Source organism: Burkholderia sp. 9775_39 (genome assembly GCF_015712225.1).
GTDB classification, from domain to species: Bacteria; Pseudomonadota; Gammaproteobacteria; order Burkholderiales; family Burkholderiaceae; genus Burkholderia; species Burkholderia cenocepacia.
On record NZ_JACCQC010000001.1, the window covers coordinates 347,410 to 363,567 of the forward strand.

The 16,158-nt window shown below is 68.3% G+C and carries 11 protein-coding genes and 2 riboswitches; of the genes, 7 read left to right on the forward strand and 4 right to left on the reverse strand.

What is annotated here, in order from left to right:
- Window positions 1–9 precede the first annotated feature (9 nt).
- A complete protein-coding gene (locus H0X90_RS01515; RefSeq protein WP_006485590.1) occupies window positions 10–1,032 on the reverse strand; it encodes an ABC transporter substrate-binding protein in 1,023 nt (340 codons plus the stop codon).
- A 140-nt stretch (window positions 1,033–1,172) separates the two neighbouring features.
- Window positions 1,173–1,294: riboswitch (guanidine-I (ykkC/yxkD leader) on the reverse strand.
- A 432-nt stretch (window positions 1,295–1,726) separates the two neighbouring features.
- Window positions 1,727–1,858: riboswitch (guanidine-I (ykkC/yxkD leader) on the forward strand.
- 56 nt (window positions 1,859–1,914) lie between these two features.
- On the opposite strand from H0X90_RS01515, the gene H0X90_RS01520 reads away from it, so the two are divergent.
- From H0X90_RS01520 to H0X90_RS01550, 7 genes are all read left to right on the forward strand, one after another.
- The gene (locus H0X90_RS01520; protein WP_077189509.1) at window positions 1,915–2,670 is read left to right on the forward strand and encodes an urea amidolyase associated protein UAAP1; all 756 of its coding nucleotides are present in this window, start codon (window positions 1,915–1,917) and stop codon (window positions 2,668–2,670) included.
- Window positions 2,671–2,681: 11 nt separating this feature from the next.
- Complete coding sequence (locus H0X90_RS01525) at window positions 2,682–3,338, forward strand: urea amidolyase associated protein UAAP2 (RefSeq protein ID WP_006498062.1); 657 nt, start codon at window positions 2,682–2,684, stop codon at window positions 3,336–3,338.
- Window positions 3,339–3,426: 88 nt separating this feature from the next.
- Window positions 3,427–7,047, forward strand: a complete 3,621-nt coding sequence (gene uca, locus H0X90_RS01530) for an urea carboxylase (RefSeq protein ID WP_077189508.1) — start codon at window positions 3,427–3,429, stop codon at window positions 7,045–7,047.
- Window positions 7,044–8,915 carry an allophanate hydrolase gene (atzF, locus tag H0X90_RS01535; protein ID WP_077189507.1) on the forward strand — a complete coding sequence of 624 codons (1,872 nt, stop codon included), beginning with the start codon at window positions 7,044–7,046 and terminating at the stop codon, window positions 8,913–8,915. Before uca ends, atzF begins: the two co-directional genes overlap by 4 nt.
- A 64-nt stretch (window positions 8,916–8,979) precedes the next feature.
- On the forward strand, window positions 8,980–9,954 hold the full coding sequence (locus tag H0X90_RS01540) for an ABC transporter permease (protein WP_006485545.1): 975 nt from the start codon (window positions 8,980–8,982) through the stop codon (window positions 9,952–9,954).
- A 45-nt stretch (window positions 9,955–9,999) separates the two neighbouring features.
- Window positions 10,000–10,911 carry an ABC transporter ATP-binding protein gene (locus tag H0X90_RS01545; RefSeq protein WP_196438128.1) on the forward strand — a complete coding sequence of 304 codons (912 nt, stop codon included), beginning with the start codon at window positions 10,000–10,002 and terminating at the stop codon, window positions 10,909–10,911.
- 208 nt (window positions 10,912–11,119) lie between these two features.
- Window positions 11,120–11,857: a transporter substrate-binding domain-containing protein gene (locus H0X90_RS01550; protein WP_077189505.1), complete on the forward strand. Its 738-nt coding sequence runs from the start codon at window positions 11,120–11,122 to the stop codon at window positions 11,855–11,857.
- Between the two features lie 225 nt (window positions 11,858–12,082).
- Here the strand turns inward: H0X90_RS01550 and H0X90_RS01555 are convergent, their stop codons facing one another.
- From H0X90_RS01555 to H0X90_RS01565, 3 genes are all read right to left on the reverse strand, one after another.
- On the reverse strand, window positions 12,083–13,531 hold the full coding sequence (locus tag H0X90_RS01555; RefSeq protein WP_058903887.1) for an aldehyde dehydrogenase family protein: 1,449 nt from the start codon (window positions 13,529–13,531) through the stop codon (window positions 12,083–12,085).
- Window positions 13,532–13,534: 3 nt separating this feature from the next.
- Window positions 13,535–14,638 carry a tartrate dehydrogenase gene (locus H0X90_RS01560; protein WP_069352199.1) on the reverse strand — a complete coding sequence of 368 codons (1,104 nt, stop codon included), beginning with the start codon at window positions 14,636–14,638 and terminating at the stop codon, window positions 13,535–13,537.
- 296 nt (window positions 14,639–14,934) lie between these two features.
- Window positions 14,935–15,855, reverse strand: coding sequence for a LysR family transcriptional regulator (locus H0X90_RS01565; RefSeq protein ID WP_006498069.1), 921 nt, complete (start codon window positions 15,853–15,855; stop codon window positions 14,935–14,937).
- Between the last annotated feature and the right edge of the window lie 303 nt (window positions 15,856–16,158).

Below are 16,158 nucleotides of genomic sequence, written 5' to 3' on the forward strand. Positions count from 1 at the left end.
GCGCCGCCGTCAATGCGCGTCGACGAGCCGCGGATCGATGTACGCGTCGACGTCCTGCGACTGCTTGTACACGGCGTTACGCACGTTGAACGCATTCGCGTTGCGCGTCGAGCCGTAGATCGAATCGAGCCCGTCGCCCTTGCGGAACGCGCGCTTCGCGGCCGCTTCGTCGAGCAGATGCGTGCCCTTCAGCAGCGGAAGGTATTGCGCCGGCGCGAGCCCGACGCGTGCCGACATGATCTTGACCGCATCGGCCTGCGTCTTCGGATCGTTGATGTAGGCGACGCAGCGATACCAGACCTTGACCACCTTCGCCCAGTCGGCCCGGCGCGCGGCGAGGCTCGCCGGCGCGACGGTGATCGCATCGTAGATCAGCCCCGGCGCATCCGCCGACGTGAAGATCGCGCGTGCGCCCGGCGCGCGTTTCAACGCCTCGCCCGCATTCGGTTGCCACGCGGCCACCGCCGCGATGTCGGCCGACGAACCGAGCACCTGCGGCAGCTCGTTGGTTTTCGCATTCACGAGCGTGACGTCGCCGTCCTTGAGCCCGTGCTTCTGCAGCGCGGTTTCGAGCAGCAGGTGATCGACCAGGCCGAGCTCGACGCCGACCTTCTTGCCCTTCAGCGCCTCGACGGTGCGCAAGGGCGGCTTCGCGACGATCATGTCGTTGCCGGCCGAGTAGTCGGTCAGCAGGATCATCACGTTCTTCGCGCCGGACGCGCCTGTTACCAGCGCATCGCCGTTGGTCGCCGCGACCGCATCGAGCTTGCCTGCGGAAAACGCGTCGAGCGACGCCGAATAATCGAACCACTCGAAATCGACGTCGACGCCGGCCTCCTTGAACCAGCCCTTGTCGAGCGCGACCTGGAAGGCGACCCAGCCGGGCCAGTCGCTGTAGCCGATCTTCAGCGGTGCGGCAGCCTGCGCGGCAGGCGCCGCCCATAGCGTGGCGGCCGCAACGGCGGCGCCCAATGCATGACGGATGAAACGGAAGGACGGCAGGCGGCGGAACGCCGGGGCGGGACGGGTCATCGTTGTTCTCCAGGAGACCGGGATCGGGATCGTCGATACGGATCGTGCGTGAGCACACGTTCCGACTGCATGGCCGGTTCCTGCGGATGCGGAACGAACGAGGCGGCCACGGAGAGGCGCGACGGCTGTTGCCATCGCCAATCTCCCGGGCTTTTGTCCCGCCGTGTAGCGCGTGCGCATCCGGTCTCGCGAACGGATGAACCCGCGCCGGGCTGCTCTCGGACCAGACGCTCGATGAACCGGAACCCTAGCACCCCTAAGATGCGACGCCGCCGCACCTCTCGGCGTCATGCCGAGCGAGAAGCGTGCCAATGGCACGCGGCCATCCGATTCAACGTCGGCGCAAGGGGCGCTGAAGTTCGATGAAACGGGCGGCGAACAGCGCGTGCAGTACGCGTCGGAGCAGGTCGAGCTTGTTCATGAAGGATCGTGCGTGAGATGACGGTGCACGGATTCAGCAATAGCCATGCCATCGCGGAGCGCGCAGTGTGCGAGCACGCGACGCGCACTGCGCCGGTGCGCGGTTGCGTGCGCATGGTGCGCCGCACGCCCGCCGCGAGGGCAAGAAAATGCGTCCGCCATTCGGATGCCATGCATCATCGCGCCGCCGAGCCGCGTCGTGTGGTCATTGGGCAGCGCCTGGCACGCAACTCGCTTATTCGACGCTCGAGAGGTGCGAAGCAATTTGCATCATCTTCAGGATCGCTAGGGTTCCGGTCGTGCGGCATGTGCCGTGCGATGTCTGGTCCGAGAGCAATCCGGTCTTGCCTTCGCCTCGATGAGAGGAAACGGCGAGGCTCCACGGAGGGATAAAAGCCCGGGAGGTCGCGATGTCGTTCGGTCGCCCTCTCACGCCTTTTATCAACCGACCCCGGAGCCGCCATGTCGCCGAGCCCTCAAGCCATTCTTGCCCCGCCGCCGCACGTCGCGTGGGAAACGCTGATTCCCGCCGGAACCCACTGGTCCGGCATCCTGCGCCGCGGCCTCGCGCTGCGCATCGTCGACGTCGACGGCGGCGCGAACCTCTCCGCCGTCTTTCATCGCCAGGAAGACCTGCTCGAACGCTACAACATGGCCGACACGCTGAAGGCGCAGCACACCGCGCATCTCACGCGCGGCCATGCGCTGTATACGGACATGGGCCGCGTGATCGCGTCGATCACGGCCGACACGCTCGGCTGGCACGACCCGCTCGGCGGCGTCGGCGATGCGCGGCTGTTCGCGCACAAGTACGGCACGTCGTCGTACCAGGCTGATCGCAACGCGATGATCCGCAACGGCCGCGACAGCCTCGTGCTCGAACTCGCGAAATACGGACTGTCGGCGCGCGACCTCGCCGCGAACGTCAACTTCTTCAGCAAGCTGGACACGCGCGACGACGGCGCGCTCGATTTCGTTTCCGGACATTCGCCGGCCGGCAGCGCGTTCGACCTGCGCTTCGAGATGAATACGCTCGCGGCGTTCTCGACCGCGCCGCATCCGCTCGATCCGCGTCCGGACTATGCGCCCAAAGCCGTGAAGCTGATCGCGTACCGCGCGTATCCGGCCGACGGTGCCGCGCCCGACGACGACCCGTGCCGGCGCGCATGCGCGGAGAACACGCGCGGCTTCGCCAACACCGACCGTCTGTTCGCATGAGGAGCGAGACCATGCCGATCACCGAAAGCCGTCTCGATCCGCGCGACGCGATCCACGACGTCACGCTGAACGCGGGCGACCCGTGGTTGCACGACCTGAAGCGCGGGCAGATCTTCCGCATTCTCGACCTGGAAGGCAACCAGGCCGTCGACACGCTGTTCTACCGCACCGACGATCCCGAAGAGCGCTACAGCGCGCAGGACACGATCCGCGCGCAGCGCAACCTGTACCTGAGCGCGGGCAGCGTGCTCGTGTCGAACCACGGCAACCCGATGGCGACGATCGTCGCCGACACGTGCGGCCGTCACGATACGCTCGGCGGCGCGTGCGCGGCCGAGAGCAACACGGTGCGCTATGCGCTCGACAAGCGCTACATGCACAACTGCCGCGACAGTTTCCTCAACGCGATCGCGCACTGCACGTGCGGCGCCGGCGCGCGGCTCACCAAGCGTGACCTGGTCGGCAACGTCAACTTCTTCATGAACGTGCCCGTCACACCGCTCGGCGGGCTCACGTTCGAGGACGGCATCTCCGCACCCGGCAAGTACGTCGAGATGCGTGCGGAGATGGACGTCACGGTGCTGATCTCGAACTGCCCGCAACTCAACAATCCGTGCAACGGCTACAACCCGACACCCGTGCGCCTGATGGTGTGGGAGGCGGAATGAACGGCCCCCACGCGCACTTGCTTTGCATGGGGCCGGAGTATGCGCTGAAGCGCTACTCCGGGCCGACACGTTCGCTGCGGGAGGCAACATGAGATTCGCCAAAGTCCTCGTCGCGAACCGCGGCGAAATTGCCTGCCGCGTGATCCGCACGCTGAAGCGCCTCGGTATCGCATCGGTCGCGATCTATTCGGATGCCGATCGCGACGCGCGCCACGTGGCGCTCGCCGACGAAGCCGTACGCGTCGGGCCCGCGCCGGCGGCCGACAGCTATCTGAACGTCGCGGCGATCCTCGCCGCCGCGCGCGAGACCGGCGCGCAGGCCGTGCACCCCGGCTACGGCTTCCTGTCCGAGCATGCGGCCTTTGCCGACGCATGCGAAGCGGCAGGCCTGCGCTTCATCGGGCCGCGCGGCGACCACATGCGCGCGTTCGGCCTCAAGCACACCGCCCGCGAACTCGCGGCCGCGCACGGCGTCGCGTTGCTGCCCGGCACCGGACTGCTCGACGACGTCGCGACGGCGCTTGCCGAAGCCGACGCGATCGGCTATCCGGTGATGCTGAAAAGCACCGCGGGCGGCGGCGGCATCGGCATGTCGCTGTGCCGCGATGCCGCGCAGCTCGGCGCGGCGTTCGAATCCGTCGCGCGGCTCGGCGCCACGAACTTCGCGCATGCGGGCGTCTATCTCGAGAAGTTCGTCGAACATGCGCGACACATCGAAGTGCAGATCTTCGGCGACGGTCGCGGCGGGGCGCTCGCGCTCGGCGAACGCGATTGCTCCGTGCAGCGGCGCAACCAGAAGGTGATCGAGGAAACCCCCGCGCCCGACCTGACCGACGCCGAACGCGATGCGCTGCACGCGAGCGCGGTGCGGCTCGCCCGCGCGGTGGGCTACGCGTCGGCCGGCACGGTCGAATTCGTGTTCGACGCGAGCACGCGGCAATTCTATTTCCTCGAAGTGAACACGCGGCTGCAGGTCGAGCATTGCGTGACCGAGGCCGTGACGGGCGTCGATCTCGTGGAATGGATGATCCTGCAGGCCGAGGGCGACCTGCCGCCGCTCGACACGCTCGCCGTCGCACCACGCGGCGCGAGCATCCAGGTGCGGCTGTATGCGGAGGATCCGCACAAGCAGTTCCAGCCGAGCGCCGGGCTGCTCACGCACGTGGCGTTTCCGGACAACGTGCGGGTCGACGGCTGGATCGAGGCAGGCACGGAGATCAGCGCGCATTACGATCCGCTGCTCGCGAAGCTGATCGTGCGCGGCGACACGCGGCGCGACGCGCTGGCCGCGCTGCGTGCCGCGCTCGACCAGACCGAGCTGTACGGGATCGAGACCAACCTCGACTACCTGCGTGCCGTCGTCGGCTCCGACGCGTTCGCGCGCGGCGCGCCGACGACCGCCTTCCTGTCGCGCTTCGCGTTCGCGCCGCATACGATCGACGTGCTCGACGGCGGCGTGCAGACCACCGTTCAGCAGGCCCCCGGGCGGGTCGGCTACTGGAGCGTCGGCGTGCCGCCGTCGGGGCCGATGGACGACCGCGCATTCGACCTTGCTAACGCGCTGCTCGGCAACCCGCGTGACGCGGCCGGGCTGGAATTCACGATGGTCGGCGCGACGCTGCGCTTCAATACCGCGACGCTGTTCGTGCTCGGCGGTGCGCCGCTCGCGGCCACGCTCGATGGCGAAGCGGCGCCGTTCTGGCAGGTCGTGCGCGCACGAGCGGGCGCGGTCCTGAAGCTGGGCGGCGTGACGGGCGCGGGCGTGCGCGCGTGTCTCGCCGTCAAGGGCGGGCTGCAGGTGCCCGACTATCTCGGCAGCAAGGCGACCTTCACGCTCGGCCAGTTCGGCGGCCATGCCGGTCGCGCGCTGCGCAAGGGCGACGTGCTGCATCTGCACGCGCAAGCGGGGCGCGGCGATGCCGGCGCGACGCTGGCCGCGGCCGACATTCCCGCGCTGACGCATGCATGGACGCTCGGCGTGCTCGACGGTCCGCATGGCGCACCGGATTTCTTCACGCCGGACGACATCGCGATGCTGTACGGCACGCAGTGGACCGTCCATTACAACTCCAGCCGCACCGGCGTGCGGCTGATCGGCCCGAAGCCTCGATGGGCGCGTGCGGACGGCGGCGAGGCGGGGCTGCATCCATCGAACATCCACGACAACGCGTATGCGATCGGGGCCGTCGATTTCACCGGCGACATGCCGGTGATCCTTGGCCCCGACGGGCCGAGCCTCGGCGGCTTCGTCTGTCCGGTGACGGTCGTGCGCGACGAGTTGTGGAAGCTCGGGCAGTTGCGGCCGGGCGATACCGTGCAGTTCGTGCGCGCGGGCGTGTCGTCCGGAATATCGTTCGGGAAACCGGCTGCCGCGGTCGTGGAGGCGGCACATGACGTTGCCGCGGCTGCATCCGGCTCGTTCGACGATTGCGTGCTGCATCGCGATCCGTCGGCCGGCGGCGGCATCGGCGTCGTCTACCGGCGCTCGGGCGATCGCAACGTGCTGGTCGAATACGGGCCGCTCGTGCTCGACCTGAACCTGCGTTTTCGCGTGCACGCCCTGATGGGCTGGCTCGACGCGCACCGGTTGCCCGGCATGCTCGACCTGACGCCGGGCATCCGGTCGCTTCAGGTGCAGTTCGACGCGCGGACGCTACCGCTTGCCGCGCTGCTCGCGCATCTGCAGACCGCCGAACGCGAACTCGCCGACGTGGCCGACATGCGCGTGCCGAACCGCATCGTGCATCTGCCGCTGTCGTGGGACGACCCGTCGACGCGCGTCGCGATCGAGCGCTACATGCAGTCGGTGCGGCCCGATGCGCCGTGGTGCCCGAGCAATATCGAATTCATCCGGCGCATCAACGGCCTGGCGAGCATCGACGACGTGAAGCGCATCGTGTTCGATGCGCGTTATCTGGTGATGGGGCTCGGCGACGTCTACCTCGGTGCGCCCGTCGCGACGCCGATCGATCCGCGGCACCGGCTGGTGACGACGAAGTACAACCCCGCGCGCACCTGGACGCCGGAGAACGCGGTCGGCATCGGCGGCGCGTATCTGTGCGTGTACGGGATGGAAGGGCCGGGCGGCTATCAGTTCGTCGGCCGCACCGTGCAGATGTGGAATCGCCACCGCACCACGCGCGAATTCGAGGCCGGCAAGCCGTGGCTGCTGCGCTTCTTCGACGAGATCCGCTTCTACGAAGTCAGCGAGGCCGAGCTGCGTGCGCTGCGAGAGGATTTCATCGCGGGCCGCGCGACGCTGAAGATCGAGGAATCGGTGTTCGACCTGCGCGCCTACAACCGCTTCCTGCACGACGAGGCGGAGTCGATCGCCGCGTTCAAGGCGACGCAGCAGGCCGCGTTCGACGCGGAGCGCGAGCGGTGGCGCGTGGCCGGCCATGCGGAATACGTCGGCGAGGGGGAGCCGGGCGATGCGCAAGCGGAACGGGTAGCGGGCGCCCTCGACGACACGCAGCGGGCGATCGCCGCGGACGTGTCGGGCAGCGTGTGGAAAGTGCTGGTCGAAGCCGGCGAGCGCGTGAGCGCGGGGCAGGTCGTCGCGATCGTCGAATCGATGAAGATGGAGGTGGCGGTGACGGCAACGGAAGACGGCGCGATCGAGACGATCGATTGCGCGCCCGGCATGGCGGTGGTGGCCGGCCAGCGGCTGATGGTGATGAAGGCGGGCGCCGCCGAGGAGGTCGCATGAGCACGACGGAACGCTCGATCCTGCGCGGAGTGCATGCGATTGCCGCGCTGCGCGCCCGCTACGCGGCGGGGGACCTGACGCCGCCTGCGCTCGTCGACGCGATCGCCGCGCACTTCGATGCGGGCGACCCGCACCATGCGTGGATCCGGCCGCTCACGCGCGACGAGATGATGCCGTACGCCGACGCGCTGGCCGGATGCGACATCGCGTCGTTGCCGCTGTACGGCGTGCCGTTCGCGATCAAGGACAACATCGACCTCGCCGGCATCCCGACGACGGCCGGCTGCCCCGCCTACGCGTACACGCCGGCACGCAGCGCGCCCGTCGTCGAGCGGCTGATCGCGGCCGGTGCGATTCCGGTCGGCAAGACGAATCTCGACCAGTTCGCGACCGGGCTCTCGGGGCAGCGCTCGCCTTACGGCGCGTGCCGCAATGCGCTCGACCCGCGCTACGCGTCGGGCGGCTCGAGTTCCGGGTCGGCGGTGGCCGTCGCGCTCGGGGTCGCGACGTTCTCGCTCGGTACCGACACGGCCGGCTCCGGGCGCGTGCCGGCCGCCTTCCACGGGCTCGTCGGGCTCAAGCCGACACGGGGCGTGCTGAGCACGCTCGGCGTGGTGCCGGCCTGCCGGTCGCTCGATTGCGTGTCGGTGTTCGCGCGTTCGGCGGACGACGCGCGCGTCGTGTTCGCCGCTGCGCACGGCGTGACGGAAGGCGATCCGTACGGGCGCGCATGGCAGCCGCTGCTGGGTGCGGACGGGTTGCGCGCGCAGCCGGCGCGGCCGCTCGGGCAAGTGCGGTTCGGCACACCGCGTGCGGACCAGCTCGAATTCTTCGGCGACGCATCGTATCGCGCGGCGTGGGGCGCGGCGCTCGAACGGCTGCGCGCGACCGGCGCGCGGGTCGTCGAGATCGACTTCGCACCGTTCCTGGCCGCCGCGCGGCTGCTGTACGACGGCCCGTGGGTCGCCGAGCGGCTCGCCGCGATCGGCGCATTCGCCGCGCGCGAGCCCGACGCGCTGCATCCGGTGATCCGCGAAATCGTCGGCGGCGCGGCGCGCTTCAGCGCCGCCGATGCGTTCGCCGCATTCGACCGGCTGGCGGCGCTGCGCGTCGACGCAGCCCGCGCGTGGGACGGCCTCGATGCGATCGTGATGCCGACCTCGGCGACGACCGCGACCGTCGATGCGCTCGAAGCCGATCCGATCGCGATCAATTCGCGCTTCGGCTACTACACGAACTTCGTGAACCTGCTCGACCTGTCGGCGATCGCGATGCCGGCGGGCACGTGCCTGACCGGGCCGCATGCGGGCTTGCCGTTCGGGATCACGTTCGTCGGGCGTGCGCACGACGATGCGCGGCTGCTCGATCTCGCACACGCGTGGGGCGACGGCGTTGTCGCTGCCGATGACGGTCGGCCGCCTGCGGCCACAGTGTCGGCGCGTGTCGCAGCCGCGGGTGTCGTGCGGGTGGCTGTCGTCGGCGCGCATCTGCGCGGCGAACCGTTGAACGGGCAGCTCACGCAGCGCGGCGCGCGCTTCGTCACCGCGACCACCACCGCGCCGGCCTATCGCCTCTACGCGCTGTCCGCGGAAGCAAGCGGCGGTGTCGCGAAACCGGGCCTCGTGCGTGTGCCGAACGATGGCGCACCGATCGCGGTCGAGGTCTGGGAGATGCCGGTCGACGCGTACGGCAGCTTCGTCGCCGGTATCGCGGCGCCGCTCGGCATCGGCACGCTGACGCTCGCCGACGGTACGCGCGTGCAGGGCTTCCTGTGCGAAAGCGTGGCGCTCGACGATGCGCAGGACATCACGCGGTTCGGCGGCTGGCGGGCATACCGCGCGCAGGCAGCCAGCGGCGCATTGCAATGAACGCCCGGTCGCGCGATGCCGCGGCATCCGCGCGACCGGCACCCGAAACGATACGGAGATTCCGATGACAACGACCCGCAACACGACCGGCTGGCTCGCGGTGCGCCGCGAGCTGACGACGCGCGGCCAATGGACGCTCGGGCTGGCGTCCTTCCTGCTGCCGTTCGCCGTCTGGTGCCTGATCAGCTACGTCCCGTTCGTCTGGCATCCGCAGATGCGCATCACGAATCCGGGCAGCGTCGACTATTTCCAGACCGGCATGCAGATCGACCGCGACGTGTTCGACGACGAGCTCGCGCATGCGCGTGCGGCGCACGCGGCGGTGCCCGAGGGCGAGCGCGCGAATCCGGTCTACCTGCCGGCGCCGCACCAGGTATTGCGCGCGTTCTACACGGCGTTCACGACGCCGCCCGCGTCGCGCGACGGCGTGTGGCTGCACGAAAGCCTGTGGCACAGCATCCGCATCATCTTCTGGGGCTTCGTGATTTCGTCCGCGATCGGCGTGCCGCTCGGCATCGTCTGCGGCACCTTCAGTGCGCTCGCGCGGCTGCAGGAGCCGTTCCTGGAGTTCTTCCGCTACCTGCCCGCGCCGGCGTTCGGCGCGCTGATGGTCGCGATTCTCGGCATCTACGACGCGCCGAAGATCGCGATCATCGTGATCGGTACGCTGTTCCAGCAGGTGCTGATCATCGCGAACACCACGCGCAAGCTCGAATACGGGCTGTTCGAGGCCGCGATGACGCTCGGCACGAAGAAGCTGAAGCTGCTCACGCACGTCGTGATTCCGGGCGTGCTGCCCGACCTGTATCGCGATCAGCGGATCCTGCTCGGTTGGGCGTGGACTTACCTGATCGTCGCCGAGCTGGTCGGCACGAGCTCGGGCATCACGTGGTACATCAGCCAGCAGGCGCGCTATCAGCATTTCGACAACGTGTATGCGGCGATCCTGATGATCGGGATCATCGGCCTCGGCACCGACATCGTGCTCGGGCTGCTCGGCCGCCGGCTCTTTCCGTGGGACCGCACGCTGAAAGCGTGACGTCCGCTCCCACGTACCCATCGACCGATTTTCGCAGAGGGCATCATGCAGAACCCGCAAGCCGTCCCCGATTACCTGATTCAATCCGATGCGGTGCGCGAGCGCTTCGCGCGGCTGAAGGCCCGCGACGTGATCCTCGACGTGCGACACGTCGGCAAGCGTTTCGCGACGCCGCAGGGCGAGTGCGTCGCGCTCGACGACATCAGTTTCCGCACGCACCGGCGCGAGTTCGTGTGCGTGATCGGCCCGTCCGGCTGCGGCAAGTCGACGTTGATCCGGATCCTCGCCGGGCTCGACACGCAGACGAGCGGCGACGTGCTGCTCGACGGCAAGCCGGTCGACGGGCCGGGCGCCGATCGCGGGATGGTGTTCCAGGGCTATACGCTGTTTCCATGGCTCACGGTGAAGAAGAACGTGATGTTCGGCCTGCGCATGAACGGCAGCAGCAGCGGCGCGGCCGAGCGCGAGGCGCTGCAGTGGCTCGATCTTGTCGGGCTGACGCGTTTTGCCGACGTGTATCCGCACCAGTTGTCGGGCGGCATGAAGCAGCGCGTGGCGATTGCCCGTGCGCTCGCGAACCGTCCGCGCATCCTGCTGATGGACGAACCGTTCGGCGCGCTGGACGCCCAGACGCGGGCAAGGATGCAGACGCACCTGCTCGACATCTGGCGCAACATCGACGTGACGATCCTGTTCATCACGCACGACCTCGACGAGGCGATCCTTCTGGCCGACCGGATCCTGGTGCTGAAGGCGAATCCGGGCGGGGTGCAGGAGTTGATCGAAGTGCCGGTGCCGCGGCCGCGCGATTATTCGCAGGTCAATACGCCCGAGTTCATCGCGACGAAGGCGCGACTCGAAGCGCTGATTCATCCGAAGGAGACCGCGACGGCGGAAGACGACGGCATCAAGCAGCACATGATCCGGATGACGGACGTGACGGATAGCGTCGAATAGCGTGGCGCCGGCTCATGCCGTCACGCCAGAACGCCTGTCGCATCGGGCCTGCGATGTTTCGGGTTGGTGACTGCATCGACGGGCGCGTCAGGAAAATGCCGCCAACTTGCTTACATCCGGATTAATTTTGTCCACGCTGACTGGACCTCGACTTCCCACGGTAAGCTGATGCATTCCTGATCGATTCTTCGGCTTGCGGGAGAAAGCGATGAAGGTGACCATTGCGTACATCGAAGAACCGCCATTCGGCTGGACCGAAGCGGATGGCACCGCGACCGGTGCCGATCTAGAGCTCGCGGCGACGATCCTCCGGCAGATAGGCGTGACCCGGATCGAGTATTGCCCGACGACGTTCGGCGAATTGCTGCCCGGCGTTGCATCAGGTCACTGGGACATGAACGTACCGCTCTTCGTGACGCCGCAGCGCGCCCATACCGTCGCGTTCAGCGTGCCGGTGTGGGGGATCGAAGACGGTTTTCTGGTTCGCCCGGGAAATCCGAAGGCGCTCAGGCGTTATGCGTCGATTGCCGAACGTCCTGACGCGCGCCTCGGCATCATTGCCGGACAGGTCCAGCACGATTCCGCGATCGCGGCGGGCGTGAGCCGGCGGCAAATCGTCGTCTTCGAACAGCAGGCCGACGCGATCGCGGCCGTTCTTTCCGGCGTGGTCGATGCGTATGCGAGCACCGCGTTGGGGAATCGAATCGTGGCGGGCCGGATAGGCAGCGCGCTGATCGAGGCCGTCGCGCACGAGTCGGATGTCGACGGCAGCCCGCGGACGCCTCCGCTGGGCGCGTTTTCATTCAACCGGGAACACGGGGATCTGCTGGCGGCGTTCAATCAGCGACTTCGCTCGTATCTCGGCTCGCCGGACCATCGCGCTCGCATGGCGAGATTCGGGCTGACGGCGCGCGAGATCGATCCGGCCGTCTTGCAGACGGGATAGGTCGGCACTCGGCCGGCAAGCGTCGCGCGACGGATGATGGAACGGTCAGCCGGCGCCGACGAATTCCGCGGCGGCAGCGCGCGCGATGTCGCGATCGTGGATCTGCACCATTCGCGACGATCAGGTTGCCGAACCTCTTGCCGACGCGGCCGGCACCCACGATGGTCAGCCGAGATATCGCGATTTCCCGGCGACGGCCCGAAGGCCGTCGCGCCGTTGTGGCCGTCAATCGTGCCTGATCGCGATGGTCTTGAGCGCGGTAAAGCCGAGCAACGCTTCAAAGCCTTTCTCGCGGCCATATCCGCTTGCCTTCACGCCGCCGAACGGCAGTTCCACGCCGCCGCCCGCGCCATAGTTGTTGATGAAGACCTGTCCGGCCTGCAGCTTGCGCGCGAGGCGCAGCGCACGTGCGCCATCCCGCGTCCAGACGCCGGCGACGAGGCCGTACTGCGTGCCGTTCGCGAGCGCGACCGCCGCGTTCTCGTCGTCGAACGGCATGGCCGCGAGCACGGGGCCGAATACCTCTTCCTGCGCGAGTTCGCTGTCGGGCGGTACGTCGCGGAACAGCACCGCTTCCTGGTAGTACCCCGAACCCGATGCGCCGGCCGCGATGGTGCCGCGCGCCGCCACCCGAATGCCGTCGGCCTGCGCACGCTCGACGATGGCCCGGACCCGCGCATGCTGCCTGGCGTTGACGAGCGGCCCCATCTCCAGATTCATCGACGGCGGCCCGGAACGCAGCCGCGCGAACTGCTGCGCGAGACGATCGAGCACGCGCTCGTAGACGGTGCGCTGGACGAGCAGGCGGCTGCCGGCCGAGCAGGTCTGGCCCGCGTTCTGCACGATTGCATTGACGATGACGGGCAGCGCCTGGTCGAGGTCGGCATCGTCGAACAGCAATTGCGGCGACTTGCCGCCCAGCTCGAGCACCGCGGGGCAGTGACGCTCGGCCGCCGCGCGCCCGACCAGCGCGCCCGTTCCGGTCGACCCGGTAAACGAGATGTGACGAATGCCGGGATGGGCCGACAATGCCGCGCCGGCTTCGCCGCCCAACCCCGTGACGACGTTGACCGCGCCGGCCGGAAAGCCGACCTCCGCCGCGATTTCGGCCAGCCGCAGAATGGACAGGCTCGCATCCTCCGCCGGCTTGACCACGCACGCATTGCCGGCGGCGAGCGACGCACCGACCGAGCGGCCGTAGATCTGCATCGGGTAATTCCACGGAACGATGTGGCCCGTCACGCCGATCGGTTCGCGCACCGTCAATACCGTGAACCCGGCGGTGTAGGGCAACGTGTCGCCGTGCAGCTTGTCGACGCAGCCGGCGTAGTACTGAAGGTAGCGCGCGAGCACCGCCGCGTCGGTACGCGCGGTGTTCAGCGCCTTGCCCGTGTCGCGCGCTTCGAGCTGCGCGAGTTCGTCCGCATGCTGCGTGACGGCCGCGGCGTACGCGAACAGCAGGTTGCTGCGCTCGACCGGCGACAGCTTCGCCCACGGGCCGTCGAGCGTGTCGCCCATCGCGCGCTGGGCGGCGGAAACGGCGCGCTGTACGTCGGTCGCATCGCCGCGCGCGATCGTCGCGAACGCTTCGCCGGTGCTCGGGTCGACGACGTCGATCCGCTCGCCGGTCGTCGGCGCGACGCGGACGTTGTCGATGTAGTGATCACATTGCATGGGTCATTCCTCGATCGATGCGGGATTCGCGATGGTGTGCGCTATCGCGGCGCCCAGTTCCGCGGTGCTGGCCGTGCCGCCCATGTCGCGGGTGCGCGGGCCGGCGACGAGCACGGATTCGATCGCCGCGACGATTGCGGCGGCCGCGGCTTCGTAGCGCGATTCGCCGCGACCGAGGTGCTGGAGCAGCAACGCGGCCGACCAGATCTGCCCGATCGGATTGGCGATGCCGCGGCCGGCGATGTCGGGCGCCGAGCCGTGCACCGGCTCGAACAGCGACGGGAAGCGGCGCTCGGGGTTCAGGTTCGCGGACGGCGCGATGCCGATCGTGCCGGTACAGGCGGGGCCGAGGTCGGACAGGATGTCGCCGAACAGGTTGGAGGCGACGACGACGTCGAAGCGATCCGGATTCTGGACGAAGTGTGCGCACAGTATGTCGATGTGATATTTGCGCGTTTCGATGTCCGGGAACGACCGCGCGATTTCCGCGAGGCGCTCGTCCCAGAACGGCATGGTGATCGAGATGCCGTTGGATTTCGTCGCGGCCGTCAGCTGCTTGCGCGGGCGCGAGCGGGCGAGCTCGAACGCGAACCGGAGCACGCGGTCGACGCCGACACGCGAGAAAACCGACTGCTGCACGGCGATTTCGCGGTCGGTCCCGGTGAACATCCGGCCGCCCACCGACGAATACTCGCCTTCCGTGTTCTCGCGCACGACGATGAAATCGATGTCGCCGGGCCGGCGTCCGGCGAGCGGCGCGGGCACGCCCGGCATCAGGCGCACCGGACGCAGGTTCACGTATTGATCGAACTCGCGCCGGATCTTGATCAGCGATTCCCATACCGCGACGTGATCCGGCACGATGTCGGGCGCGCCGACCGCGCCGAAGAAGATCGCGTCGTGCGCGCCGATCTGCCGCGCCCAGTCGGCCGGCATCATCGTGCCGTGGCGAACGTAGTGATCGGTACACCAGTCGCCGAACTCGTCGAACGCGAGCGGAATGTCGAAACGGTCGGCGGCAGCGCGCAACACGCGCATGCCTTCGGGCATCACTTCCTTGCCGATGCCGTCGCCGGCGATGACGGCGATGCGGTGCGGGTTCTTCATATGGCGGGAAGCCTCCATGACGAAGCTGGCGTCCCGCACGGGAGGGGCTGACACGGGGAGCGGCGTGAACCGCGCAGCGTCGAACGGCCGCGCGACCTGCGATACGCGACGCTGCACCGCTCACGTCGGATCGCGTCGCCGTGTCTCCTGCGTCTCTTCCGTTGCGGTAACCGGCGGACTGTTGAATCGGTCCGTCGAATCTACTTCTTCGCAGGCGCGGGCAGGAAGTGCGGATCCGCGAACGGGACCTTCGAAAATCTGCAACACGCCGGCGAGCGCGGGCGCGGGGCGGCGTATCAGTCGACCGCCTGCCCGGCTTCGCCGGACACGAGCGAAGGCGGCGCGAAGGACGCGAGGAACTCGAACAGCTTGCGCGTCGGCAGCGGCACGGCGCCCGCGCGGATGCCGACCGACATGACGCGGTTGGCCCACGGATCGTTCAGGCGAATGAAGCGCAGGCGCATCGGTTCGCGAAACAGCGCGACCGCGCGCTCGGGCAGGATGCCGATGCCTTGCCCCGCGGCGATCAACCGGCACATCGCCTCGAAGCTCTGCACCTGCACGCGGAAGCGGACCGACTTGCCGAGCAGCGCCGCTTCCCTGACGAGCGAGCGCGTCAGTTCCGAGCGGTCGTCGAGTGCGACCAGATCGTGGTCGAGCAACGCGCTGAAATCGATCGACTCGCCGGTCAGCGGGTAGTCGTCGGGCACGACCACGCTGGCCCGGTCCATGCAGTAGGGCGCGAGATGGATCCCTTCGGTCGCGGTGCGCGACGTGACGATCCCGACGTCCGCGCGGCCTTCGCGCAGCGCCTGCAGGATGTCGGCGCTTCTCAGTTCGCTGATCTGCAGCTTGATGTCGCGATAGCGCTGCGAGAACGCGCGCAACTGATCGGGAAGATCCTGGCTGATCGCCGAGATGTTCGCGAAGACGCGGACGCGGCCGACCGCGCCTTTCGTATAGTCGGACAACTCGCTGTAGATCGCATCGGTGCGCAGCAGCAGGTCGGTCGCGTGACGCAACAGCGCTTCGCCGGCCGGCGTGAGTTCGACGCCCGCCACCGTGCGGTTCAGCAGCACCACGCGAAAGTGATGCTCGAGCAGCGCGATGCGGCGGCTCGCGGTGGAAAGCGACATGTGCGACTGCTGCGCGGCGCGCGACAGGCTGCCCAGCTCGGATGCACGGACGAACAGGGCGAGGGACGTGAGATCGAACAAGCGCGGACTCCGGTTGAAACTGCGGCCAGTATGTCATCCATCGATGCGCTCCATGGTGCCGGGCGAAGTGGTGCTAACCCTGAGCGGCCGCGAATGGTGCGCCGCACACCGCGACGCCGCGATCATCCCGCGGCTGCCCGTGTCGCGCGGGCGATCGGCGCTAGAATCCGTTTTTCCGGTGGCTTGTGCGTTGCACCGTACGATGGCCGGCGCGGGCATGCGTTCGAGATATTCGAAGTGCCGCTTGAAGGATTTCGCATATCGGGCGGCCGGGGCAGCCGGTAGATTCGAACGGTCCCCTGT

What these genes read in the sequence shown, in the direction of transcription:
- H0X90_RS01515 (WP_006485590.1), bottom strand. Translation starts at nt 1,032, where the DNA reads ATGACCCGTCCCGCCCCGGCGTTCCGCCGCCTGCCGTCCTTCCGTTTC.
- H0X90_RS01520 (WP_077189509.1), top strand. Translation starts at nt 1,915, where the DNA reads ATGTCGCCGAGCCCTCAAGCCATTCTTGCCCCGCCGCCGCACGTCGCG.
- H0X90_RS01525 (WP_006498062.1), top strand. Translation starts at nt 2,682, where the DNA reads ATGCCGATCACCGAAAGCCGTCTCGATCCGCGCGACGCGATCCACGAC.
- uca (WP_077189508.1), top strand. Translation starts at nt 3,427, where the DNA reads ATGAGATTCGCCAAAGTCCTCGTCGCGAACCGCGGCGAAATTGCCTGC.
- atzF (WP_077189507.1), top strand. Translation starts at nt 7,044, where the DNA reads ATGAGCACGACGGAACGCTCGATCCTGCGCGGAGTGCATGCGATTGCC.
- H0X90_RS01540 (WP_006485545.1), top strand. Translation starts at nt 8,980, where the DNA reads ATGACAACGACCCGCAACACGACCGGCTGGCTCGCGGTGCGCCGCGAG.
- H0X90_RS01545 (WP_196438128.1), top strand. Translation starts at nt 10,000, where the DNA reads ATGCAGAACCCGCAAGCCGTCCCCGATTACCTGATTCAATCCGATGCG.
- H0X90_RS01550 (WP_077189505.1), top strand. Translation starts at nt 11,120, where the DNA reads ATGAAGGTGACCATTGCGTACATCGAAGAACCGCCATTCGGCTGGACC.
- H0X90_RS01555 (WP_058903887.1), bottom strand. Translation starts at nt 13,531, where the DNA reads ATGCAATGTGATCACTACATCGACAACGTCCGCGTCGCGCCGACGACC.
- H0X90_RS01560 (WP_069352199.1), bottom strand. Translation starts at nt 14,638, where the DNA reads ATGAAGAACCCGCACCGCATCGCCGTCATCGCCGGCGACGGCATCGGC.